Source organism: Kitasatospora sp. NPDC057595 (assembly GCF_042800875.1).
Lineage (GTDB): Bacteria > Actinomycetota > Actinomycetes > Streptomycetales > Streptomycetaceae > Kitasatospora.
In genome coordinates this window covers 33,153-56,150 of record NZ_JBHVGL010000021.1, presented here as the reverse complement: position 1 = coordinate 56,150, position 22,998 = coordinate 33,153, and the positions used below count along the sequence as shown (strand labels likewise).

The window sequence follows — 22,998 nt, the reverse complement described above, 5'->3', positions numbered from 1 at the left end:
GACCGTTACGCCTGAACTCCGTTGTGATTGCCGGGACCGACCAGCCGGGGGAGACGTGTCCGAGGAACTGCTGCTCGCGAGGATCAACCACGGCTTCGACCACCTCGACGCCGACGGGGACGGCCTGCTGACCGAGCACGACCACGTGCTGATGGGCCATGCGGTGGCCCGGTCGCTGGGCCACGCGGAGGGGTCGCGCGCCGAGCAGCGGATCGTCGCCGCCTACCTCGCCATCTGGCGGGACCTGCACGTCTCCCACCTGCCGATCGGGACCACCGCGATCAGCCGCCGGCAGTTCGTCGCCTCCACCCGCGCGCTCGCCGACGACCCGGTGGCCGCGCGGACGGTGTTCGGGGCGCTCGCCGAGGCCTTCCTGGCCATCGCCGACGTGGACGGCAGCGGGACGGTCGACGCGGGCGAGTTCTTCGTCTTCCAGCGCGGCCACTTCTCCGCGCTCTCCCGCGACGACGCGGACGAGGCCTTCCGCCGGCTCGACCTGGACGGCGACGGCACGCTCTCCGCCGAGGAGTTCATCTCCGGCCTGATCGAGTTCTGGACCAGCCGCGCCCCGCAGGCCCCCGGCCACTGGTGGGCCGGCCGGCCGCCCTACCTCGACTGACCGGCCGTCACTCCTCCACGCCGTCCGGGAAGTCGCGCAGCGCGTGCACCTCGCGGGTCAGCAGCAGCGGCAGCAGGGAGAGCAGCGCCACCCCGGCGACCACCCAGAGCGCCGGACGCGTACCGACCGCCGACCCGAGCAGACCCCCGGCGGCGGCGCCCAGCGGCAGGGTGCCCCAGATGACGAAGCGCACCGAGGCGTTCATCCGGGCCTGCAGCGCCGCCGGGGTCACCGCCTGCCGCAGGCTCACCTGGGCGATGTTGTAGGCGGTGATGCCGCAGGCCATCAGCCCGGCCGCGGCCGCCAGGGTGGGGACGGCCCGGCCCGGCCCGGCCGTGGCGAGCAGCAGCACGCCGAGGCCGGGCAGGAGGCGGGAGGCCAGCAGCAGCCGGCCCAGGCCCAGCACCCGGACCAGCCGGGCGGTGAACAGCGCGCCGAGCAGGGCGCAGGCGTTGCCGAGCATCAGCGCGAGGCCGAGCCGGCCGGGCGAGAGCCCGAGGTCCCGCAGGGCGAAGGCGGGCAGCAGGGCGCTGAGCGCGCCGCCGAGCCCGGCCAGGTTGGCGACGGCGGTGGCCAGGGCGAGCGAGCGCAGGACGCGGTGGCGCAGCACGAACCGCAGGCCCTCGGCGATCCGGGCGCGCATCCGCTCCGGCGCCGCGGGCGGTCGCGGGTCCGCCCCGGTGCCCGCGCCGGCGGCCGGGGCGGCGCCCGACGCCGGGGGGCGGATCACGCCGAGGAGCAGCGCCGAGACGAGGTAGCTGACCGCGTCGGCGAGCAGGACCAGCGGGGCCGTCACCCACTGGAGCAGCAGGCCGGACAGGCCCGGTCCGGCGAGTTCGGCCGCCGAACGGGAGAACTCCAGGCGGCCGTTGGCGGCCGCGACCTGGCGGCGGCCGACGACCTCGGGCAGGAAGGCCTGGTCGGCGATGTCGAAGAAGACGGTGAACAGGCCGGTGACAAAGGCGACCGCGCAGAGCAGCGGCACGCTCAGCACGCCCAGCGCGTGGCCGAGCGGGACGACGCCGAGCGCGACCGCCCGGCCCGCGTCCGCGGCCACCATCACCCGCCGCCGGTCCCAGCGGTCGAGCAGCGCGCCGGCGGGCAGGCCGACCAGCAGGAAGGGCAGGGTCTCGGCGGCCGAGACCAGGCCGAGCTGGCCGGGGGTCGCGCCGACGGTGGCGAGCGCGAGGACGGGCAGCACGAAGAGGCTCAGCTGGGTGCCGAACTGGCTGACGGTGTGGGCGGACCAGAGGGCGGCGAAGTTCCGCTGCCGCCACAGGGCCGGTGGCGGGGCGGCCGAGGGGCCCGCCCCGGTGGCCGTCGCCGTCCGCGTGCTCGTCATACCGCCGCTCCCCCAGCCCCCGCCCCGGCTCCCCCTCCGGGCCGGGCACCCGACGGATGGTAGTCGAATGATCCGCCCCGGCGTGGGCACCCGGCGGATCCCGGGCCGGGGCCGGCGCGGGAGCGGCGGGTGGCTCGCCGAGGAGGGCGACCCGGGTGGCGCGACGGTCTTCTCCGTCCTCGCCCGCACCCACCGCACCCACCGCACACCGCCGCCGGCGGGCGCCCGGGGCCTGGTGCCGGGCCTGGGCCCGGGCGTCACCCTGAGCACCCTGCTCGCCCCCCGGTCCGGCCCCGCGGACCGACGCCGCGCGCGTAGGCTGGCGGTCATGCTCCTGTGGATCAACGGCCCGTTCGGCGGCGGCAAGACGCAGGTCGCGCACGAGCTGCTGCGCCGGCTGCCCGGCAGCGTCGTCTGCGACCCGGAGGAGGTCGGCTTCGGCCTGCACCGGATGACCCCGAAGCCGCTGCGCGGCGACTTCCGGGACCTGCCGGCCTGGCGCCAGGGCGTCTTCGAGGTACTGGAGCGCACGCTCGCCGGCCACCGGGGCACGGTGATCGTCCCGATGACGGTCACCGAGCCCGCCCACTTCGCCGAGACGATCGGCCGACTACGCGAACGCGGCCACGACGTACGGCACTTCGCGCTGCTCGCGGAGCGCGCGGAGGTGCTGCGGCGGCTGCGCGAGCGCGCCGGTGGCCGGGCCCTGCAGCTGATCGCCGGCAAGGAGGCTCCGCTGCGCCGGGAGTCCTTCGCGGTCACCCGGCTGGACCACTGCCTGGAGCGGCTGAGCGGCCCCGCGTTCGGCGAGCACGTGCGGACCGACGCGCTGACCGTCCCCGAGGTCGCCGAGCGCCTCGCCGCCTCGGCCGGTCTGACGCTCGCCCCCGACACCGACGGCCCGCTGCGCGCCCGGCTGCGGCGCGCCGCCGTCGGCGTGCGCCACATCCGCTTCGTCTGAGAGGACGGCACCCCACCGTGCGACGGTTCATCCTCACCGGCACCCCGGGGTCCGGGAAGACCACGCTCCTGGAGGAGCTGGCGCGGCGCGGCCACGACGTCGTGCCGGAGGCCGCGACCGATGTGATCGCCCGGCGGCAGGCCGCCGGGGAGGCGGCGCCCTGGGAGCGGGTCGGCTTCGTCGACGAGGTGGCGGACGTGCAGCGGGCGCGCGCCGCGGCGGGCCCGCCGGCCGCGCCCGGGGCGGTCCGCTTCCACGACCGCTCCCCGGTCTGCACCGAGGCGCTCAGGATCTTCCTCGGCCGCCCCGCCTCGCCCTCGCTCACCGCGGAGCTGGACCGGATCGAGGCCGAGGCCACCTACCGGCGCGAGGTGTTCTTCGTCCGCGGGCTCGGCTTCGTCGAGCGGACCGCCGCCCGCCGGATCTCGCTCGCGGACGCGCTCGCCTTCGAGCGGCTGCACGAGGAGGTCTACCGGGCGCGCGGCTACCGGCTGATCGAGGTTCCGGCGGCCGCGGTGTCCGCGCGGGCGGACCTGGTCGAGGCGGCGGTGCGGGAGATCGTCCCGGAGGCCTGATCGGGCCTGATCGGGCCTGATCAGGCCTCCGGGACGGTGCGGGCGACCAGGGTGTCGACCAGGGCCGGGAGGGCGTCGGGGCCGAGCACGCCGGGCAGGGTGAGGTGCTCGACGAGCAGGCCGGTCATCGCGAGGTAGAGGACGACGACGGTCTCGCGGTCGCCGGGCAGGCCCTCGTCCAGGTGGTAGGCGATGTTGGCGTCCAGCTGCTCGCGGACGGTGGCGGTGAGCCGGGCGCGCACGTCCGGGCGGCGGGTGGCCTCCAGACGCAGTTCCAGCAGCGCGAGGTAGCCGGAGCGGTCGGCGTCGATGCGCCGCACCAGGTCGTGCATCAGAGCGGTGACCAGGGCCCGGTCGCGGGGCGCGCGCAGCAGCTCGCCGATGATCGCCGGGTCGGGGGTGAGCCGGTGGTGGACGTGCCGGGCGGTCTGGTCGAGCAGGTCGTCGCGGCCGGTGAAGTAGTTGGACGCGGTACCGGCCGGCACGCCCGCCCGCAGGTCCACGGCGCGGAAGGTGAGTCCGCGCGCCCCCTGCTCGGCGAGGACGTCGACGGCAGCGTCGGTGAGCGCGGCACGGCGGGCGGGGTTCTGGGCCATCGCTGAAGCTCCCTCAGGACATCTCTTGCAACCACTACAGACGAAGTACTATAACTGTCGTGGTTGATCGATCCGAGCAGGGTCGATCCGACCGAAGTCGATCCGAACAAAGGACCTGGATGCGAAAGCTCACGTACTACGTCGGCACCACCGTCGACGGCTTCATCGCCGCCCCGGACGGCGACTACCAGTTCCTCATGCCGTACGTCGGCGGGGAATTCCTGTCCCACCTGTGCACCGAGTACCCGGAGACGGTGCCGACCCCCGGCCGGGCCGCGCTGGGGATCGCCGAGGTGCCCAACCGGCGCTTCGACACCGTGGTCATGGGCCGCGGCACCTATCAGCCGGGGCTGGCCGTGGGCCTCACCAGCCCCTACGCCCACCTGCGGCAGATCGTCTTCTCGCGCGGCCTGGGCGAGAGCCCCGACCCCGCCGTGGAGATCACCGCGGCCGACCCGCTGGACGTGGTCCGGGAGCTCAAGCGGCAGGACGGCCTCGGCATCTGGCTCTGCGGCGGCGGCGAGCTGGCCGGCCGGCTGCTGCCGGAGATCGACGAGCTGATCGTCAAGCAGTCCCCGGTGGCGATCGGCGCCGGGGTGCCGCTGTTCCGCGCGGGCTTCGCCCCGCACACCTTCACCCTCACGGACTCCCGGGTCTTCCCCAACGGGGTCACCGTGCGGACCTTCGGGCGGACGACCGCGCCGACAGCCGGCTGACGCTCACCACCAGGCAGACGCCCGCGACCACGATCGCCCCGCCCAGCAGGGTGGGGCCGGTCAGCGGCTCGGCCAGCACCAGCCGGCCCAGCAGCACGGCCACCACCGGGTTCACATAGGCGTAGGTGGCGACCAGGGTCAGCGGGGCGGAGCGCAGCAGCCAGGCGTACGCGGTGAAGGCGACCAGCGAGCCGAACACCACCAGGAAGCCCAGCGCCAGCCAGGAGCGGGTGGAGATGTCACCGGGGTGCAGGCCGTGCTGCTCCCCGCGGGCCAGTCCGATCAGCGCGTTGCCGAGCCCGCCGGCCAGCATCTGGTAGGCGCTGGCGGCGAACACGTTGGCGGGCATCCGGATGTGCTTGGACGCGAAGGAGCCGAACGCCCAGGTGAGGGTGCCGCAGAGGACGGCGATCACCCCGGCGGGCGCGATGTCGCCGCCGAGCGCTGGGGCGGACAGCACGGCCAGACCGACCAGTCCGAGCAGCACCCCGGCCAGCTCGGCCGGCTTCGGCCGGTCCCCGCCCGCCGCCGTCAGCAGCACCATCCACAGCGGCACGGCGGCGACCAGCAGCGCGGCCAGGCCCGAGGGGACCCAGGTCTCGCCGAGCACCACCAGACCGTTGCCGCCGGTCAGCAGCAGGCCGCCGACCAGGGCCGAGGAGCCCAGCCGGCGCAGGTCCACCCGCAGGGCGGACCTGCCGTAGCGGACGGCGACGAACCCGGCGAGCAACAGTCCGGCGGTCAGGAAGCGCGCGGCGGCGGAGAGGAAGGACGGCATCGTCTCGACCGTGATCCGGATCGCCAGGTACGTCGAACCCCACACCACGTAGACGATGGCCAGCGCCACCCACACGCCCGCCCCGAGCCGCGCCGCGGCGGGAGCGGGGCCTGTGGGCAGGGCGTCCGCGGCCGGGGCCGGTCTGCGCTCGGCGGGAGCTGTCACGGGTGTCCCCCTTGGACGGTGCTGGCAGATGCACCCGCCATGACACCGCACCGGGCCCCCGCGCGCCAGTGGGTATCACCGAACGGGCACCATCGACTTTCCACCGCCCCCCCCTGTCCGAGGAGAAACCCCCGTGCCCGCCGCACCCGCCGCCCTGCCCTTCTTCGTCTACGGCACCCTGCTCACCGGGGAGCGCAACCACGCCGCCTTCCTCGCCGGCCGGTGCGCCGAGGTGCGGGCGGCGGTGCTGGAGGGCGCGGCGCTGCACGAGGGACCCGGGTTCCCCTACGCCGTACCGGACCCCGCGCCGGGGCGGCGGATCAGCGGCGAACTGGTCACCGTCCACCCGGCCGCCTACCCTCGGGCGCTCGCGGCGCTGGACCGGCTGGAGGACTGCCGGCCGGACGGCCTCGGCGCGTACGTGCGCGAGCGGCTCGCCGTCCGGACGGCGGACGGCGCGACGGCGGACGCCTGGGTGTACCTGGCCGGGCCGGCCGCCGCCGCCCGGCTGCGCGCCCACCCGGCGCTGATCGCCTCCGGCGACTGGCGTCGGCGCTGAGAGAACGCGGCCGGGGGCGCGGGCCCGGTGGACCCACGCCCCCGGCGGTGAAGCGGCAGCGGACGGCTCGGCCCGGCGCCCCGTCAGGCCTTGCCGACGCCCTTGGCGATCCGGTCGCCCAGCGCCTTGTCGACATTGCGCCAGTACTGCACCGCCCGCTCCAGCACCGGATCGCTCACCCCGCCCTGGAGGTGCCCGACGATGTTGGAGACCAGCCGGTCGCGCTGCGCGTCGTCCAGCACCTTGCGCACCATGGTGCCCGCCTGCCCCCAGTCGTCGTCCTCGGCGTGCAGCGAGTAGGCCTCGCGCACCATGTCGCCCGAGCTGTGCCAGCCGGCCGACGGGTCGTCGAACCGCTTGAGGTTCGCGGCCGGGCCGCCCTTGGAGTTCGGCGCGTACGGCGCCGCCGTCCGGGCCGGGTCGAAGCGCATCGGCCCGTCCTTGGCGTAGGAGTGCACCGGCACGTGCGGACGGTTCGGCGGCAGCTGCGCGTAGTTGGGCCCGATCCGGTACCGGTGGGTGTCGGGGTAGGAGAAGATCCGGCCGAGCAGCATCTTGTCCGGCGAGACGCTGATGCCCGGCACCAGGTTGGCCGGCTCGAACGCGGCCTGCTCGATGTGGACGAAGTAGTCCTCCGGGTTGCGGTTCAGCGTCATCGTCCCGACCCGGATCAGCGGGTAGTCGCCGTGCGGCCACACCTTGGTCAGGTCGAAGGGGTTGAACCGGTAGCCGGGCGCCTCGTCGAACGGCATGATCTGCACGTACAGCGTCCAGGACGGCGGGTTGCCGCCCTCGATCGCCTCCCAGAGGTCCTGCCGGTGCAGGTCCGGGTCCGAGCCGGCCAGCCGGTCGGCGTCCGCCTGGGTGAGGAAGTCGATGCCCTGGTCGGTCTTGAAGTGGTACTTCACCCAGAACCGCTCGCCGCCCGCGTTGATCCACAGATAGGTGTGCGAGCTGTAGCCGTTCATGTGCCGGTACGACTTCGGGATGCCGCGGTCGCCCATCAGCCAGGTGACCTGGTGGGCGGACTCCGGCGAGAGCGTCCAGAAGTCCCACTGCATGTCGTTGTCGCGCAGGCCGTTGTCCGGGCGGCGCTTCTGCGAGCGGATGAAGTCCTGGAACTTGATGGTGTCGCGGACGAAGAAGACCGGCGTGTTGTTGCCGACCAGGTCGTAGTTGCCGTCCTCGGTGTAGAACTTCAGCGCGAAGCCGCGCGGGTCGCGCCAGGTGTCCGGGCTGCCCTGCTCGCCCGCCACGGTCGAGAAGCGGGCCAGCATCTCGGTCCGCCGGCCCGGCTGGAACAGGGTCGCCTTGGTGAACCGGCTGACGTCCTCCGTCGTCTCGAAGACGCCGTACGCCCCGGCCCCCTTGGCGTGCACCACCCGCTCCGGCACCCGCTCCCGGTTGAACTGGGCCATCTTCTCGATCAGGTAGTGGTCGTGGAGCAGGATCGGGCCGTCCCTGCCCACCGTGAGCGAGTTGTCGTCGCTCGGCACCGGGACGCCGGCGTTGTTGGTGGTGTACGGGACCGCTGACTCGGACATGCTGTCCTCCGTTGCGTGCTGAGGTCCCCCCGGAGGTGTTCCCGGCACGACGCTAACCCGCTGCGACCGGGCCCGCACCCTGGCTCACCGGCCGCCGGATACCGCCAGGTAGGCTGCCCACACCCCGATCGACCAGCCGGCGACGACCCACACCCGCCGACCCACCGCCGACCCGCCCCGAGGAGCCCACCGGTGCCCGAGCAGCCACCCCCGATCACCGTCGTCGGGATCGGGGCCGACGGCTGGCCCGGGCTCGCCGGCACCGCCCGCGCCGCGCTGCGGGCGGCCGGCGCCGTGATCGGCGGCCCCCGGCAGCTCGACCTGCTGCCCGCGGACGAGGTGACCGCCGAACGGGTGCCGTGGCCGTCCCCGCTGCGCCCGGCCGTGGCCGGGCTGCTCGACCGGTACGCCGGACGCCCGCTCGCCGTACTGGCCAGCGGCGACCCGATGTTCTACGGCATCGGCCGCACCCTCGCCGAGACCGCCGGCCCCGAACGGCTGCGCGTGCTGCCGCACCCCTCCTCCGTCGCGTACGCCTGCGCCCGGCTCGGCTGGCCGCTGGAGGCCACCGAGGTGGTCAGCCTGGTCGGCCGCCCGCTCGACACCCTGCGGCTCGCCCTCAACCCCGGGCGCCGGCTGCTCGTGCTCAGCGCCGGCGCCGCCACCCCGGCCGCCGTCGCCGGACTGCTCGCCACCAGCGGCCACGGCGCCGCCCGGCTGCACGTCCTCGAACAGCTCGGCGGCCCCGGCGAACGGCACCTCGACGGCCCCGCCGACGGCTGGCCGCACCCGCCCGGCGACCCGCTCAACGTGATCGCCGTCGAGCTCCCCGCCGACGGCCCGCGCACCCCCGTCGTCCCCGGCCTGCCCGACGACGCCTATCGGAGCGACGGCCAGCTGACCAAGCGGCACGTGCGCGCCGCCACCCTGGCCACCCTGGCGCCCGTCCCCGGCGAACTGCTCTGGGACGTCGGCGGCGGCTCCGGCTCGATCGCGATCGAGTGGCTGCGCGCCCACCGCGACAACCGGGCCGTCACCGTGGAACGCGACCCGGTGCGGGCCGAGCGCATCGCCCGCAACGCCGCCGCGCTCGGGGTGCCCCGGCTGCGGGTGGTCACCGGCGCCGCCCCGCGGGCGCTGGCCGGGCTGGCCGCGCCCGACGCGGTGTTCATCGGTGGCGGACTCACCGCGCCCGGCCTGCTGGACGCCTGCTGGACCGCGCTGGCGCCCGGCGGCCGGCTGGTCGCCAACACGGTGACCCTGGAGTCGGAGGCGCTGCTCACCGACCGGTACCGGCGGCACGGCGGGGAGCTGCTGCGGCTCACCGTGGCGCACGCCGTCCCGGTCGGCGGCTTCACCGGCTGGCGCCAGGCGATGCCGGTCACCCAGTGGTCCGTCGTCAAGCCCGCCACCCCGCCCGCGCCCCCCACCTCCGAGGAGAACGCCCCGTGACCGTCCACTTCATCGGGGCCGGCCCCGGCGCCGCCGACCTCATCACCCTGCGCGGCCAGCGGATCCTCGCCCGCGCCGAGGTCTGCCTGTACGCCGGCAGCCTGGTGCCGCGCGAACTGCTCGCCGAGTGCCCGCCCGGCGCCCGGCTGGTCGACACCGCCAACCTCACCCTCGACGCGATCACCGACGAGCTGGTCCGCGCGCACGCCGCCGGACAGGACGTCGCCCGGCTGCACTCCGGCGACCCGTCGGTGTTCAGCGCCGTCGCCGAGCAGATGCGCCGGCTCGACGCGGCCGGGGTGCCGTACGAGGTGGTGCCCGGCGTGCCGGCCTTCGCCGCCGCGGCGGCCGCGCTCAAGCGGGAACTGACCGTGCCGACGGTGGGCCAGACCGTCATCCTCACCCGGATCGCCAAGCGCGCCACCCCGATGCCGCCGGGCGAGGACCTCGCCACGCTGGGCCGCAGCGGCGCCCTGCTGGTGCTGCACCTGGCCGCCGGGTACGTGGACGACGTGGTCGAGCAGCTGCTGCCGCACTACGGGGCCGACTGCCCGGCCGCCGTGGTCGCGATGGCCAGCCGGCCGGACGAGCTGGTGCTGCGCGGCACCGTCGGCGACATCGCCGGACAGGTGAAGGCGGCGGGCGTGGTCCGCACCGCGGTGATCCTGGTCGGGCGCACGCTCGGCGCCGAGCAGTTCCGCGACAGCCACCTCTACTCCGTGGACCGCGAGCGCCCGCACGAGCCCTGCGGCGCGTGAGCGGGGGGAATCGCCCGATGACGCACGTCCTCCTCCTGGGCGGCACCACCGAGGCCCGCGCCCTCGCCGCCGCGCTGGCGGCCGGGCGGCCCGCCCTGCGGGTCACCAGCTCGCTCGCCGGGCGGGTCGCCGAGCCCCGGCTGCCCGCCGGAGAGGTGCGGATCGGCGGCTTCGGCGGCCCCGACGGCCTCGCCGCCTGGCTGCGCGCCGAACGGGTGGACGCGCTGGTGGACGCCACCCACCCGTTCGCCGCCGCGATGTCCCGCAACGCCGCCGAGGCCGCCGCGGCGACCGGCGTACCGCTGCTCGCCCTGCGCCGCCCCGGCTGGGCGCCGGTGCCGGGCGACCGCTGGTTCCGCGTCCCCTCGCTCGCCGCGGCGGCGCGCCTGCTGCCGTCCCTCGGCCGGCGGGTGCTGCTCACCAGCGGCCGGCAGGGCATCGGCGCCTTCGCCCACCTGGACGGCCTGCACTTCGTCGCCCGCTCGGTCGACCCGCCCGAGCCGCCGCTGCCCGCCTCGCTGGAGGTCCTGCTCGACCGCGGCCCGTTCACCCTGGACGGCGAGCGGGCGGTGCTGCGCGAAAACCGGATCGACGTCGTGGTCACCAAGGACAGCGGCGGCGCGGCCACCGCGCCCAAGCTCACCGCGGCCCGCGAACTCGGCCTGCCCGTGGTGGTCGTGGACCGCCCGGCGGCACCGGCCGGCGTCCCGGTCGCGGAGAGCGTCGAGGCCGCGCTGGACTGGCTGGCGGACCGTTAATTCCGTGCCGGGTCGGCGTCCGCCCTGCCACCATGGCCCGATGACGGATGCCTACGACCCGGATGCCTACGACCTCGCCGACGCCGCCCGCACCGAGACCCCGTCGGCCGGCGACGAACGTGCCACCCTGACCGCCTTCCTGGACTTCCAGCGCGACACCTTCGCGATGAAGTGCGCCGGGCTGACCACCGAACAGCTCCGCGCCCGCCCGCTGTCCTCCTCGACGCTCTCCCTGCTCGGCCTGACCCGCCACCTCGCCGAGGTCGAGCGCAGCTGGTTCCGCAACACCCTCAACGACGAGGCCCGCCCCGGCTTCTGGAAGCACCCGGACGGAAGCTTCGCCGAGTTCGACGCCGACGAGGCCGACCCCGACGAGGCCTTCGGCATCTGGCGCCGCGAGTGCGCCCACGCCCGGGAACTCGTCGCCGCCGCCCCGTCGTTGGACGTCCTCGGGTACCTGCGCCCCGGCGGCGGGCAGAGCTGGTCCCTGCGCTGGATCCTCACCCACATGATCGAGGAGTACGCCCGCCACAACGGCCACGCCGACCTCCTTCGCGAACACCTCGACGGCCGCACCGGCGAATAGCCCCCACGGAGGAGAAGACGTCGAGCTGGGCCACGAGGCCGGGCGCGCCGTCGGCCTGGTCCGGGCCGGCCGCTCCCCCCGGGCGCTCAACAACCCGCTGTTCGTCGACTACCTGACCACCGGACTGGACACCGCGTACCTGCTGGCGGGCCTGCACGGCTGAGGCCGCGGCCGCGCGGGTGCGCGGCCGCGGCCTCGGTGCCGTCCGGCGGGGCCGGTCCGGGCTCAGATGTCGCGGAACGTCTCGATCTGGGCGCCGATGGAGTTGAGGCGCTCGGCGAGGTCCTCGTAGCCGCGGTTGATGACGTAGACGTTGCGCAGGACCGAGGTGCCCTTGGCGGCGAGCATCGCGAGGAGGATGACCACGGCGGGGCGCAGGGCCGGCGGGCAGACCATCTCGGCGGCGCGCCAGCGGGTCGGGCCCTGGACCAGGACGCGGTGCGGGTCGAGGAGCTTGATGTCCGCGCCGAGCCGGGTGAGCTCGGTGAGGTAGATGGCGCGGTTGTCGTAGACCCAGTCGTGGATCATCGTGGTGCCGTGGGCGGCCGCGGCGATGGCGGCGAAGAACGGCACGTTGTCGATGTTGATGCCGGGGAAGGGCATCGGGTGGATGGTGTCGACCGGCGCGGTGAGCTTGGAGGGGCGCACGGTGAGGTCGACCAGCCGGGTGCGGCCGTTGTGGGCGGCGTACTCCGGGGTGCGGTCGTAGTCCAGGCCCATGCCCTCCAGCACCGCGAGCTCGATCTCCAGGAACTCGATCGGCACCCGGCGGATGGTCAGCTCGGAGGAGGTGACCACGGCGGCGGCGAGCAGGCTCATCGCCTCGACCGGGTCCTCGGCCGGCGTGTAGTCGACGTCGCAGGTGATCTGCGGGACGCCGTGCACGGTGAGGGTGGTGGTGCCGATGCCCTCGATCCGCACGCCCAGCTTCTCCAGGAAGAAGCAGAGGTCCTGGACCATGTAGTTGGGCGAGGCGTTGCGGATGACGCTGACGCCGTCGTGGCGGGCGGCGGCGAGCAGGGCGTTCTCGGTGACGGTGTCCCCGCGCTCGGTCAGCACGATCGGGCGGTCCAGCGGGGTGCCGGGCTGGACGGAGGCGTGGTAGGCGCCGCCGGTGGTGGCGACCTCCAGGCCGAACCGGCGCAGTGCGGTGAGGTGCGGCTGGACGGTGCGGGTGCCGAGGTCGCAGCCGCCGGCGTAGGGGATGGCGAAGCTGTCGGCACGGTGCATCAGCGGGCCGAGGAACATCAGCACGCTGCGGGTGCGGCGGGCGGCCTCGACGTCCATTCCGGCGAGGTCGAGCTCGGCGGGCGGGGTGAGTTCGAGGTCGCGGCCGTCGTTGATCCAGCGGCTCCTGACGCCGATGCTGGTGAGCACCTCCAGGATCCGGTAGACCTCCTCGATGCGGGCCACGCTGCGCAGGGTGGTGCGGCCGGTGGTCAGCAGCGAGGCGCAGAGGATGGCCACGCAGGCGTTCTTGCTGCTGCGGACGTCGATCGCGCCGGAGAGGGTGGTGCCGCCGGCGACCCGCAGGTGCATCGGGCCGGCGTAGCCGAGGGAGACGATCTCGCTGTCGAGCGCTTCGCCGATGCGAGCGATCATCTCAAGGCTGACGTTCTGCCTGCCCTGCTCGATGCGGTTGACCGCGCTCTGGCTGGTGCCGAGGGCCTCGCCGAGCTGGGCCTGGGACCAGCCGCGGTGCTGACGCGCGGTACGGATGAGGGTGCCGATACGGGTGAGGTAGTCGCCTGTCACTCGCCAGACCATATCTCATGGCTGAGATAGCGACAGAACCGACCCCTGGCGTGGCGCGACTTTTGTCCGTTTCTCACCCCGTATGACCGTCAGATCTTCACATCACAGCGAAGTTCCTGGGACGGACCTGAGACAGAAGTACGAAGCGCTCACGGCCCGAGCGGCCCCAGCGGCCCAAGCGGCCCCAGCGGCCCCAGCGGCCCCAGCGGCTCCGCCCGGCCGACGATCGTCCCGGCCCGGTCGATGCAGATGACGTCCACCGCGACCGGCGAACCCACCAGCACCCCGAGCGCGGTGGCCCGCGCCGCCTCCGCCACCAGGTCGCCCAGCGGCACCCCGGCCGCCCGGCAGAGCCGGATCGCCTCCAGCCCGGTGTTGGCCGCCGCGACCGCCGCCGCCAGCTCCTCGTCCGCGCCGCCCGCGCGGGCGAGCGCGGCCAGGTAGCCCTTGTCCACCTGGGAGCGCGCCGAGTGCAGGTCGAGGTGGCCGGCGGCGAGCTTGGAGAGCTTGGCGAAGCCCCCGGCAATGGTCAGCCGCGGCACCGGGTGGCGCTTGAGGTACTTGAGCACCGCGCCGGCGAAGTCGCCCATGTCGAGCAGCGCGTCCTCGGGCAGACCGTGCACGGCGACGGCCGTCCGCTCCGAGGTCGAACCGGTGCACCCGGCCACATGGGTGCGCCCGGCGGCGCGCGCCACGTCCACCCCGCGCCGGATCGAGTCGATCCACGCGGAGCAGGAGTAGGGGACGACGATCCCGGTGGTGCCGAGGATGGAGAGCCCGCCGAGGATGCCCAGCCGGGGGTTCCAGGTGGAGCGGGCGATCTCCTCGCCGTGGTCGACGGAGATCTCCACCACCACGTCCCCGGTGCCCCCGCACTCGGCCGCCACCTCGGCGACCGCCTCCCGGATCAGCTGCCGGGGCACCGGGTTGACGGCCGGCTCGCCGACCGGCAGCGGCAGCCCGGGCTTGGTGACGGTGCCCACGCCCGGCCCGGCCCGGAACACCACGCCCGCGCCCGGCTCCCCGGCCCACACCGTGGACCGCACCAGCGCGCCGTGCGTCACATCGGGGTCGTCCCCGGCGTCCTTCACCACCCCGGCCATCGCCCGCCGGCCGCCCGCTTCCTCGGTCAGCCCCTCCGCCGCCAGCGCGAACGCCGGCCGCTGCCCCTTCGGCAGGACGATCTCCACCGGGTCCGGGAACTCCCCGGTGAGCAGCGCCCGGTACGCCGCCTTGGTCGCCGCCGTGGCACACGCCCCGGTCGTCCAGCCGTGCCGCAGCCCACTGCTCCTCAGCTGCCCGGCCCGCCCACCGGCCTCGCTCACGACGGTCTCCTCGCATCCCGATCGCATCCGCAAACGTGCTCCATCCTCCCCTGCCGCCCGACCTGCGGCGCGGCCGGGTGCGCGGCCCGCCCCGGCCCGGCGTACCTCAAGTACTTGACGTACGCCCCGTGCATGTGCACGCTGGCCGGAGGACCACCGAGGAGGCAGCCATGTCCGCAGTCCACTTCGACAGCTACACCGAGGCCCGTACGCACCTCAAGGACCTCCTCGACGCCGCGGCCGAGGGCCGGGTGGCGACAGTACGGCGGGAGTCCGGCCGAGCGGCAGTGGTGGACGTCGAACGGCTGCGTCACTACCTCGCGATGGTCTGCCCGTCGAAGGCCGAGGTCGTGGCGGAGGCCGACGGCTGGTCCGTGTTCATCCCCGGCCTGCCGGTGGCAGCCGACGGGGCGAGTTTCGACGAGGCCATGGCGGAAATGGTGCAGGCGCTGCGCGAGTACGCCGAAGACTGGCAGGACCGGCTGCGGACCGCCCCCAACCACCTGGACCACTGGGGGCTGGTGCAGTTGGTCTCGCTGAGCGACGACGAGCAGCTCGCCGCCTGGCTGGTGGGGGTCGCGCGGTGACGCACCCGCAGCCCGACCGGGAACGCCACGACCGGTTCTGCCGGACCGAAGGCTGGGACCGGGTCCGCGACGCGCGCGGACGGACCGGCACCCATGACGTCACGTACGAGCTGTCGCTCCGCGACGGCCGGATCCTGCGAACCCGGATCTCCCACCCGGTGGACCGGACGGCCTACGGCCCGTCCATGTGGAGCCACATCCTCCGTGACCAACTCGATGTCACGGAGGACGAGTTCTGGGACTGTGTGCAGCTCGGCCGGATCCCCGGCCGGAGTGCGCCCGAGCCGCCCAAGGAGTCCCTGCCGGCCGACCTCGTCTACCTGCTGCTCCATCGGGTCGGGCTCACCGAGGCGACCGTGGCCGGGCTCTCCCGAGAGGAGGCCCTGGCCAGGTTGCAGCAGTACTGGACCGACGGCAGCTGAGTACGGCCGGCCCGGGCCCGCGTGGAGGCCCGGGCCCGCGCCGGGTCAGGCCTCCGGGTAGCGGCGGGGGGTCCAGGTGACGTCGGGGTGCGGGGGGCGGGGGACGTGCCGGGTCTGGGAGGAGCCGATGAGCAGGATGGTGCGCATGTCCACCTCGGCGGGGTCGAGGTCGGCGAGGCGGACGGTGCGCACCCGCTCGGTGGGGCCACCGACGTCGCGGGCCAGCACCACCGGGGTCCCGGGCTCCCGGTACTCCAGGAGGAGGTCGCGGGCGAGGCCGACCTGGGTGGTGCGGGACTTCGAGCCGGGGTTGTACAGGGCGAGCACGAGGTCCGCCGCGGCGGCGGCGCGCAGCCGGGCGGCGACGACGTCCCAGGGCTTGAGGCGGTCGGAGAGCGAGACCACCGCGTAGTCGTGGCCGAGCGGGGCGCCGGCCCGGGAGGCGGCCGCGTGGGCGGCCGTCATGCCGGGGACGATCCGCACCGGGACGTCCCGGTAGGCCTCCTCGCAGGCGACCTCCAGGACGGCGGTGGCCATCGCGAACACGCCCGGGTCGCCGGAGGAGACCACCACCACCCGGTGGCCGCGGCGGGCCAGGTCGAGGGCGAACTCGGCGCGCTCGGACTCCACCTTGTTGTCGGAGCCGTGCCGGGCCTGGCCGGGGCGCACCGGCACCCGGTCCAGGTAGGTGGTGTAGCCGACCAGGTCGGTGGCGGCGGACAGCGCGCCGCGCGCCTCGGGGGTGAGCCAGAGCGGGCCGGCCGGGCCGGTGCCGACGACGGTGACGCTGCCGGGTCCGCTCAGGTCGGGCGCCGGGGGCTCCAGCGGGGCGACCCTGCTGGGCAGCACGGCCACCGAGAAGTAGGGCACGCCCTCGGGGTCGACCGAGGCCAGCGGCGCCGTCCGCTCGCCCGCCATGAACGCCCGCTCGACGTACTGGGCGTCGGCCAGCCGGCCGGCCCGCTCCAGGGCGCGGCGCACGGTCGGGAAGGTGCGGCCGAGCTTCATCACGACGGCGGAGTCCGCGGCGGCCAGCCGCGCGGTCAGCTCCTCCTCCGGCAGGGTGCCGGGGATGACGGTGAGCGTCTCCTCGGCCTCGGTGAGCGGCTGGCCGAGCCGGGCGGCGGCGGCGCTGACCGAGGTCACGCCGGGCACCACCTCGGTCGGGTAGCGGTGGGCCAGGCGCTTGTGCATGTGCTGGTAGGAGCCGTAGAAGAACGGGTCCCCCTCGGCGAGCACCACGACGTCGCGGCCGGCGTCCAGGTGGGCGGCCAGCCGGGCGGCGGCCTCCTCGTAGAAGTCGTCCAGCGCGCCCCGGTAGCCGCCGGGGTGGTCGGTGGTCTCGACGGTGATCGGGTAGACCAGCGGCTCCTCCATCTGACCGCCCGTCAGATAGCGTTCGGCGATGGACCGGGCGATGGACCGGCCGTGCCGGGCGCTGTGGTACGCCACCACGTCGGCCCCGCCGATGAGTTCGGCGGCGCGGACGGTGACCAGCGAGGGGTCGCCGGGGCCGAGGCCCACGCCGTAGAGCCGGCCGGTGCTGTGCTGCTGCTGCGTCACTCTTCCTCGCTCGCAATCGCGTTGATCGCGGCGGCGGCCATCGCGCTGCCGCCGCGCCGGCCGCGGACCACCAGGTGCTCCAGGCCGGCCGGGTGGGCGGCCAGCGCCTCCTTGGACTCGGCCGCGCCGATGAAGCCGACCGGTACGCCGATCACCGCGGCCGGGCGCGGGGCGCCGGCCTCGATCAGCTCCAGCAGGCGGAAGAGCGAGGTCGGCGCGTTGCCGACGGCGACCACGGCGCCCTCCAGCCGGGGCAGCCACAGCTCCATCGCGGCGGCGCTGCGGGTGTTGCCCATCGCCCGGGCCAGCTCGGGCACCGACGGGTCGGCGAGGGTGCAGATCACCTCGTTGCCGGCCGGCAGCCGCTTGCGGGTGACGCCGCTGGCGACCATGTTGACGTCGCACAGGATCGGCGCACCGGCGCGCAGGGCGGCGCGCGCCGAGGCGACCACGCCCGGCGAGTACACCAGGTCCTCGACCAGGTCGACCATGCCGCAGGCGTGGATCATCCGCACCGCGACCTGGGAGACGTCCGCCGGCAGCGCGGCGAGGTCGGCCTCGGCCCGGATGGTGGCAAAGGACTGGCGGTAGATGGCCGCGCCGTCCTTCTCGTACTCGATCACGTGGTGGTCCTCCGGGCCGCGGCGACCGCCGCGGCCATCTCCTCGTTCGTCACTTCCACGGCGGTGTCCCGCCCCTGCGGCGCGCCGTCCACCGCCACCCGGTACCCGCGCCCGGTCGCCAGCACGTCCACCCGGCGGCCGGCCGGGTGGCCGCAGCGGCGCTCGCAGCCCGACCAGTGCACCGGCAGGCCGCCGACGTCCGCCGGGGCGCCGTCCAGCGCCCGGGCCGCGTCGGCCCGGACGTCGGCCCGCGACTTCGCGCAGCCCGGCAGCCCGGTGCAGGCGCTCGCGCCGTCCCAGGCCGTCCCGGACCGGGTCCGCAGCCCGGCCGCGGCCAGGGCGGCGAGCCGCTCCGCGGGGGCGCCGGGCAGCACCGCGCCGCGCCACGGGGTGAGCCGGATCTCGCCCTCGGCGGCGTGCGCCAGGCTGCGCCACTGCCCGGTGGAGGCCCGGCCGAAACGCAGGCCGACGTGCAGTCCGCCCCCGGGCAGGGCCCCCAGCGGCGGGCGGGTGCCGGACAGTACGGGCATCGGCAGCGGGCCGGGGGGCAGCAGCTCGGGCACCTCGCGCAGGTGCCAGGCCCGCACGCCGGCGGCGCGCTGGGCGTCCAGGAACCCGCGGGCCGCCTCCAGCGCCGCGCCGACCGCCCGCCCGGCGGGCACCGGCCGCACGGTGGCGGCCCGGCCCAGGCGCAGCAGGGCGGCGCCGTCCGGGCCTGCGATCAATGTCACATCGGCGTCCAGCGCGGCGACGTCGCCGCTGCCGTCGTCCAGGGCGAACAGGAACTTGCCGGACAGGCCGGTCGCCCAGGGGGCCGCGCACAGGGCCAGGTCGAGTTCGCGGGCCCAGGCCCGCACATCGGCCGGGCCGGCGGCGGGGCCGGGCGAGGCGACGATGTTGCGCACCCGCTCGTGGGTGTCGGAGGGCAGCAGTCCGGCGGCGCGCAGCCGCCCGCCGAGTTCGCCGCCGCAGTCCGAAGCCAGGCCCCGCAGCTGGACGTTGCCGCGCGAGGTGACCTCCAGCCGGCCGTCGCCGAGCTCCCGCGCCGCGTCGGCCAGCACCAGCGCCTGACCGACCGTCAGCAGGCCGCCGGGCAGCCGGACCCGGGCCAGGGCGCCGTCGTCGGCCGGGTGCAGTCGAAGCGCCCCGGGGCAGGCGTCCGGACGCGCCCGGTCGGGCACGGCAGCGCCCGGCGCGGCGGCGTCGGGTTCGGGAGGCATGGCGGCGAGCATACAGATGCTCCGCCGGGTTGACGCCGTACCGTCGGTCACACGTACGACCCCGCCCGGCGGGCCCGTGACCTGCACTCCCCCGGGCCCGCCGCAACCCCGTACGATGCTCGCGGGCGGTCCCGCGGACCGTCCGCACGCCAGCGACGGCGCAGGGGAGGAAACCGGTGCGAACCCGGTGCGGTCCCGCCACTGTGACCGCGGTTCACCGGGAGTCCGGGGAGTCGCGGGAGCCAGGAACTCCTGCCGTCCTCCACCGGCCCGGGGCGCGGACCCCGAGGAAGGCTTGATGCCATGCGCCGCCGCATGCCCGCGATCCCGCGGTCGCCCATGCCCATGCCTGTCCCCGCACCCGCCCCCGTGCCGGCCCCCATGTCCGCCGGAGAGGCCGGGAGGGCCTTCGCATGATCCTGCTGCTGTCGACGTCCGACACCGACCTGCTGAGCGCCCGCGCCGGCGAGGGGCCGGTGCGCTACCGGCTCGGCAACCCGGCCCGGCTGACGCCCGAGGACCTGCCCGCCCTGCTGGAGGGCACCGACCTGGTCGTGGTCCGGCTGCTCGGCGGCCGCCGCGCCTGGCAGGAGGGCCTGGACGCGCTGCTCGCCGGCCCCCGCCCGGTGGTCGTGCTGACCGGCGAACAGGCCCCCGACGCCCAGCTGATGGAGCTGTCCACCGTCCCGGCCGGCATCGCCGCCGAGGCGCACGCCTACCTGGCGCACGGCGGCGCGGCCAACCTCGCCGAGCTGGCCGCCTTCCTCTCCGACACCGTGCTGCTCACCGGCCACGGCTTCGCCCCGCCGGCCTCCGCCCCGGCCTGGGGCCCGCTGGAGCGCGAGGCCCGCACCACCGAGGGCCCGACCGTCGCGGTGCTCTACTACCGCGCCCACCACATGAGCGGCAACACCGCCTTCGTGGAGACCCTCTGCCGGGCGATCGAGGACCGGGGCGCGCAGGCCCGGGCGTACTACTGCGCCTCGCTGCGCGGCGCCGAGCCGGAGCTGCTGGCCGCCCTCGGCGAGGCCGATGCCCTGGTCACCACCGTGCTCGCGGCCGGCGGCACCCGCCCCGCCGACGCGCAGGCCGGCGGCGACGAGGAGGCCTGGGACGCCGGCGCGCTGGCCGCGCTGGACCGGCCGATCCTCCAGGCGCTCTGCCTGACCTGGTCGCGCGCCCAGTGGGAGGCCAGCGACGACGGCCTGTCCCCGCTGGACACCGCCACCCAGATCGCGGTGCCGGAGTTCGACGGCCGGCTGATCACCGTCCCGTTCTCCTTCAAGGAGCTGGACGAGGACGGCCTGACCGTCTACGCCGCCGACGAGGAGCGCGCCGCCCGGGTCGCCGGGGTCGCCGTCGCGCACGCCCGGCTGCGGCACGTGCCGGCCGCCGAGCGCCGCCTCGCGCTGGTGCTGTCCGCGTACCCGACCAAGCACGCCCGGGTCGGCAACGCCGTCGGCCTGGACACCCCGGCCAGCGCGATCCGGCTGCTGACCGCGCTGCGCGCCGAGGGCATGGACCTCGGCGACGAGCTGCCCGGCCTGGACACGGACACCGACGACGGCCATGAGGGGGACGCCCTCATCCACGCGCTGATCGCGGCCGGCGGCTACGACCAGGACTGGCTCACCGAGGAGCAGCTGGCCCGCAACCCGGTGCGCATCCCGGCCGCCGACTACCGCCGCTGGTACGCCGGTCTGCCCGAGGGCCTGCGCACCCGGGTCGAGGAGCACTGGGGCCCGGCCCCCGGCGAGCTGTACGTCGACCGCTCGCATAACCCGGACGGCGACATCGTGCTCGCCGCGATCCGCTCCGGGAACCTGCTGGTGCTCATCCAGCCGCCGCGCGGCTTCGGCGAGAACCCGGTCGCGATCTACCACGACCCGGACCTCCCGCCGTCCCACCACTACCTGGCCGCCTACCGCTGGATCGCCGCCGCGCAGGCCGACGGCGGCTTCGGGGCGCACGCCGTGGTGCACCTCGGCAAGCACGGCAACCTGGAGTGGCTGCCCGGCAAGACGGCCGCGCTGTCCGCCGAGTGCGGCCCGGACGCGGTGCTCGGCGACCTGCCGCTGGTCTACCCGTTCCTGGTCAACGACCCCGGCGAGGGCACCCAGGCCAAGCGCCGCGCCCACGCCACCCTGGTCGACCACCTGGTGCCGCCGATGGCCCGCGCCGACTCCTACGGCGACATCGCCCGCCTGGAGCAGCTGCTCGACGAGCACTCCAACATCGCCGCGATGGACCCGGCGAAGCTGCCCGCGATCCGCGCCCAGATCTGGACGCTGATCCAGGCCGCCAGGCTCGACCACGACCTCGGCCTGGACGAGCGCCCCGAGGACGACGGCTTCGACGACTTCCTGCTGCACGTCGACGGCTGGCTCTGCGAGGTCAAGGACGCCCAGATCCGCGACGGGCTGCACGTCCTCGGCCAGGCCCCGGTGGGCACCGACCGGGTCAACATCGTGCTCGCCATCCTGCGCGCCCGGCAGATCTGGGGCGGCGTCAGCGCGCTGCCCGGCCTGCGCGAGGCGCTCGGCCTGGACGAGGCCGCGCTCACCCTCGGCGCCACCGACGCGGCCGAGGCCAAGGCCCGCGAGCTGGTCGAGGCGATGGAGGCCGCCGACTGGGCGCCGGAGGCGGTCGGGAAGGTCGCCGCCGGACTCCCGGAGGCCGTCCGCGAGGTGCTGGACTTCGCCGCCGGCCAGGTCGTGCCGAGGCTCGCCGCGACCACCGGCGAGCTGGACTCCGTGCTGCACGCGCTGCGCGGCGGCTTCGTCCCCGCCGGCCCGTCCGGCTCGCCGCTGCGCGGGCTGGTCAACGTGCTGCCGACCGGCCGCAACTTCTACTCCGTCGACCCCAAGGCGGTCCCCAGCAAGCTCGCCTGGGAGACCGGGCAGGCGCTCGCCGCCTCGCTGGTCGAGCGCTACCGGGCCGACAACGACGGCGCCTACCCGCCCTCGGTCGGCCTGTCGCTGTGGGGCACCAGCGCGATGCGCACCGCCGGCGACGACATCGCCGAGGCGTTCGCGCTGCTCGGCGTCCGCCCGGTCTGGGACGACGCCTCACGCCGGGTCACCGGCCTGGAGGCGATCGGGCTCGACGAGCTGGGCCGCCCGCGGATCGACGTCACGCTGCGCATCTCCGGCTTCTTCCGGGACGCCTTCCCGCACGTGGTCGCGCTGCTGGACGACGCCGTCCGGCTGGCGGCCGCCCAGGAGGAGCCCGAGGCGGACAACCACGTGCGCGCCCACGTCCAGGCCGACCTCGCCGTGCACGGCGACGAGCGCAAGGCCACCGTGCGCGTCTTCGGCTCCCGCCCCGGCACCTACGGCGCGGGCCTGCTGCAGCTGATCGACAGCCGCGACTGGCGCACCGACGCCGACCTCGCCGAGGTGTACACGGTCTGGGGCGGCTACGCGTACGGACGCGGGCTGGACGGGCGCCCGGCCCGCGAGGAGATGGAGACCGCGTACAAGCGGATCACCGTCGCCGCGAAGAACACCGACACCCGCGAGCACGACATCGCCGACTCGGACGACTACTTCCAGTACCACGGCGGCATGGTGGCCACCGTGCGCGCGCTCACCGGCAAGGCGCCGACCGCGTACATCGGCGACTCCACCCGCCCGGAGACGGTCCGCACCCGCACCCTGACCGAGGAGGCGGCCCGGGTCTTCCGCGCCCGGGTGGTCAACCCGCGCTGGATCGAGGCGATGCGGCGGCACGGCTACAAGGGCGCGTTCGAGATGGCCGCGACCGTCGACTACCTCTTCGGGTACGACGCCACCACCGGCGTGGTCGCGGACTGGATGTACGAGAAGCTCACCCAGGAGTACGTGCTGGACCCGGTGAACCGGGAGTTCCTGGCGGGCGCCAACCCGTGGGCGCTGCACGGGATCAGCGAGCGGCTGCTGGAGGCGGCGAGCCGGGGGCTGTGGGAGCGGCCGGACCCGGAGCTGATCGAGCAGCTGCAGGCCGCGTTCCTGGAGACCGAGGGCGACCTGGAGGGCGACGGCGAGTAGCCCGTGCCGAAGACGTAGGCCGTTCGAGTGATCACGGGGCTGGTGACGGGGCCGCGCCAAGCGGAC

The 22,998-nt window shown here is 75.3% G+C and carries 21 protein-coding genes and 1 riboswitch; of the genes, 12 read left to right on the top strand and 9 right to left on the bottom strand.

The genetic code is table 11. The features are described from left to right. Positions 1 to 55: 55 nt before the first annotated feature. Positions 56 to 619, top strand: coding sequence for an EF-hand domain-containing protein (locus ACFU9E_RS27520; protein WP_380688508.1), 564 nt, complete (start codon positions 56 to 58; stop codon positions 617 to 619). 7 nt (positions 620 to 626) lie between these two features. Here ACFU9E_RS27520 and ACFU9E_RS27515 read toward each other — a convergent pair whose 3' ends face one another. Beyond that, entirely contained in the window at positions 627 to 1,961 is a 1,335-nt protein-coding gene (locus ACFU9E_RS27515; protein WP_380688506.1) for an MFS transporter, read from the bottom strand. Between the two features lie 328 nt (positions 1,962 to 2,289). Here ACFU9E_RS27515 and ACFU9E_RS27510 point away from each other — a divergent pair, with 328 nt between their 5' ends. Continuing rightward, positions 2,290 to 2,922, top strand: a complete 633-nt coding sequence (locus ACFU9E_RS27510) for an AAA family ATPase (RefSeq protein WP_380688516.1) — start codon at positions 2,290 to 2,292, stop codon at positions 2,920 to 2,922. A gap of 17 nt (positions 2,923 to 2,939) precedes the next feature. Continuing rightward, positions 2,940 to 3,497: an AAA family ATPase gene (locus tag ACFU9E_RS27505; protein ID WP_380688504.1), complete on the top strand. Its 558-nt coding sequence runs from the start codon at positions 2,940 to 2,942 to the stop codon at positions 3,495 to 3,497. A 20-nt stretch (positions 3,498 to 3,517) separates the two neighbouring features. Here the strand turns inward: ACFU9E_RS27505 and ACFU9E_RS27500 are convergent, their stop codons facing one another. Further along, positions 3,518 to 4,093: a TetR/AcrR family transcriptional regulator gene (locus tag ACFU9E_RS27500; protein WP_380689765.1), complete on the bottom strand. Its 576-nt coding sequence runs from the start codon at positions 4,091 to 4,093 to the stop codon at positions 3,518 to 3,520. Between the two features lie 119 nt (positions 4,094 to 4,212). Between ACFU9E_RS27500 and ACFU9E_RS27495 the strand changes: the two genes are divergently transcribed. Then, positions 4,213 to 4,809, top strand: coding sequence for a dihydrofolate reductase family protein (locus ACFU9E_RS27495; RefSeq protein WP_380689763.1), 597 nt, complete (start codon positions 4,213 to 4,215; stop codon positions 4,807 to 4,809). Here the strand turns inward: ACFU9E_RS27495 and ACFU9E_RS27490 are convergent. Further along, a complete protein-coding gene (locus ACFU9E_RS27490; RefSeq protein ID WP_380689761.1) occupies positions 4,763 to 5,752 on the bottom strand; it encodes an EamA family transporter in 990 nt (329 codons plus the stop codon). The two genes, ACFU9E_RS27495 and ACFU9E_RS27490, sit on opposite strands and share 47 nt — an antisense overlap. 133 nt (positions 5,753 to 5,885) lie before the next feature. Between ACFU9E_RS27490 and ACFU9E_RS27485 the strand changes: the two genes are divergently transcribed. Next, on the top strand, positions 5,886 to 6,311 hold the full coding sequence (locus ACFU9E_RS27485) for a gamma-glutamylcyclotransferase family protein (RefSeq protein ID WP_380689759.1): 426 nt from the start codon (positions 5,886 to 5,888) through the stop codon (positions 6,309 to 6,311). An 83-nt stretch (positions 6,312 to 6,394) separates the two neighbouring features. Here the strand turns inward: ACFU9E_RS27485 and ACFU9E_RS27480 are convergent, their stop codons facing one another. After that, positions 6,395 to 7,855 (bottom strand): catalase, encoded by a 1,461-nt coding sequence (locus ACFU9E_RS27480; RefSeq protein ID WP_380688424.1) that lies wholly within the window; start codon positions 7,853 to 7,855, stop codon positions 6,395 to 6,397. 192 nt (positions 7,856 to 8,047) lie between these two features. On the opposite strand from ACFU9E_RS27480, the gene cbiE reads away from it, so the two are divergent. From cbiE to ACFU9E_RS27460, 4 genes are read left to right on the top strand one after another with little or no spacing between them, the layout of a single operon-like run. After that, positions 8,048 to 9,307 carry a precorrin-6y C5,15-methyltransferase (decarboxylating) subunit CbiE gene (gene cbiE, locus ACFU9E_RS27475; protein ID WP_380688422.1) on the top strand — a complete coding sequence of 420 codons (1,260 nt, stop codon included), beginning with the start codon at positions 8,048 to 8,050 and terminating at the stop codon, positions 9,305 to 9,307. Next, complete coding sequence (cobM, locus tag ACFU9E_RS27470) at positions 9,304 to 10,065, top strand: precorrin-4 C(11)-methyltransferase (protein WP_380688420.1); 762 nt, start codon at positions 9,304 to 9,306, stop codon at positions 10,063 to 10,065. The genes cbiE and cobM overlap by 4 nt, the downstream gene beginning before the upstream one ends. A 17-nt stretch (positions 10,066 to 10,082) precedes the next feature. Then, positions 10,083 to 10,823, top strand: coding sequence for a cobalt-precorrin-6A reductase (locus ACFU9E_RS27465; protein ID WP_380688417.1), 741 nt, complete (start codon positions 10,083 to 10,085; stop codon positions 10,821 to 10,823). A gap of 40 nt (positions 10,824 to 10,863) precedes the next feature. After that, entirely contained in the window at positions 10,864 to 11,409 is a 546-nt protein-coding gene (locus ACFU9E_RS27460; protein ID WP_380688414.1) for a DinB family protein, read from the top strand. Between the two features lie 225 nt (positions 11,410 to 11,634). On the opposite strand, the gene ACFU9E_RS27455 is transcribed toward ACFU9E_RS27460, so the two are convergent. Both ACFU9E_RS27455 and ACFU9E_RS27450 read right to left on the bottom strand, forming a co-directional pair. Next, positions 11,635 to 13,164, bottom strand: coding sequence for a UDP-N-acetylglucosamine 1-carboxyvinyltransferase (locus ACFU9E_RS27455; RefSeq protein ID WP_380683219.1), 1,530 nt, complete (start codon positions 13,162 to 13,164; stop codon positions 11,635 to 11,637). A 149-nt stretch (positions 13,165 to 13,313) separates the two neighbouring features. Then, positions 13,314 to 14,516, bottom strand: coding sequence for a cobalt-precorrin-5B (C(1))-methyltransferase (locus ACFU9E_RS27450; protein ID WP_380683220.1), 1,203 nt, complete (start codon positions 14,514 to 14,516; stop codon positions 13,314 to 13,316). A gap of 143 nt (positions 14,517 to 14,659) precedes the next feature. Between ACFU9E_RS27450 and ACFU9E_RS27445 the strand changes: the two genes are divergently transcribed. Together ACFU9E_RS27445 and ACFU9E_RS27440 are read left to right on the top strand one after the other, a co-directional pair. After that, positions 14,660 to 15,076 (top strand): prevent-host-death protein, encoded by a 417-nt coding sequence (locus ACFU9E_RS27445; protein WP_380683221.1) that lies wholly within the window; start codon positions 14,660 to 14,662, stop codon positions 15,074 to 15,076. Next, positions 15,073 to 15,498 (top strand): cytotoxic translational repressor of toxin-antitoxin stability system, encoded by a 426-nt coding sequence (locus tag ACFU9E_RS27440; RefSeq protein ID WP_380683222.1) that lies wholly within the window; start codon positions 15,073 to 15,075, stop codon positions 15,496 to 15,498. Before ACFU9E_RS27445 ends, ACFU9E_RS27440 begins: the two co-directional genes overlap by 4 nt. A gap of 45 nt (positions 15,499 to 15,543) precedes the next feature. Here ACFU9E_RS27440 and ACFU9E_RS27435 read toward each other — a convergent pair whose 3' ends face one another. From ACFU9E_RS27435 to ACFU9E_RS27425, 3 genes are read right to left on the bottom strand one after another with little or no spacing between them, the layout of a single operon-like run. Then, positions 15,544 to 17,061: a precorrin-2 C(20)-methyltransferase gene (locus ACFU9E_RS27435; protein WP_380683223.1), complete on the bottom strand. Its 1,518-nt coding sequence runs from the start codon at positions 17,059 to 17,061 to the stop codon at positions 15,544 to 15,546. After that, positions 17,058 to 17,684, bottom strand: a complete 627-nt coding sequence (locus ACFU9E_RS27430) for a precorrin-8X methylmutase (protein WP_380683224.1) — start codon at positions 17,682 to 17,684, stop codon at positions 17,058 to 17,060. Before ACFU9E_RS27430 ends, ACFU9E_RS27435 begins: the two co-directional genes overlap by 4 nt. After that, positions 17,681 to 18,904, bottom strand: coding sequence for a cobalamin biosynthesis protein CobG (locus tag ACFU9E_RS27425; RefSeq protein ID WP_380683225.1), 1,224 nt, complete (start codon positions 18,902 to 18,904; stop codon positions 17,681 to 17,683). The genes ACFU9E_RS27430 and ACFU9E_RS27425 overlap by 4 nt, the downstream gene beginning before the upstream one ends. 166 nt (positions 18,905 to 19,070) lie before the next feature. Continuing rightward, positions 19,071 to 19,156: riboswitch (cobalamin riboswitch) on the top strand. A 161-nt stretch (positions 19,157 to 19,317) separates the two neighbouring features. Between ACFU9E_RS27425 and cobN the strand changes: the two genes are divergently transcribed. Then, positions 19,318 to 22,932, top strand: a complete 3,615-nt coding sequence (gene cobN, locus ACFU9E_RS27420; RefSeq protein WP_380683226.1) for a cobaltochelatase subunit CobN — start codon at positions 19,318 to 19,320, stop codon at positions 22,930 to 22,932. Positions 22,933 to 22,998: the final 66 nt, after the last annotated feature.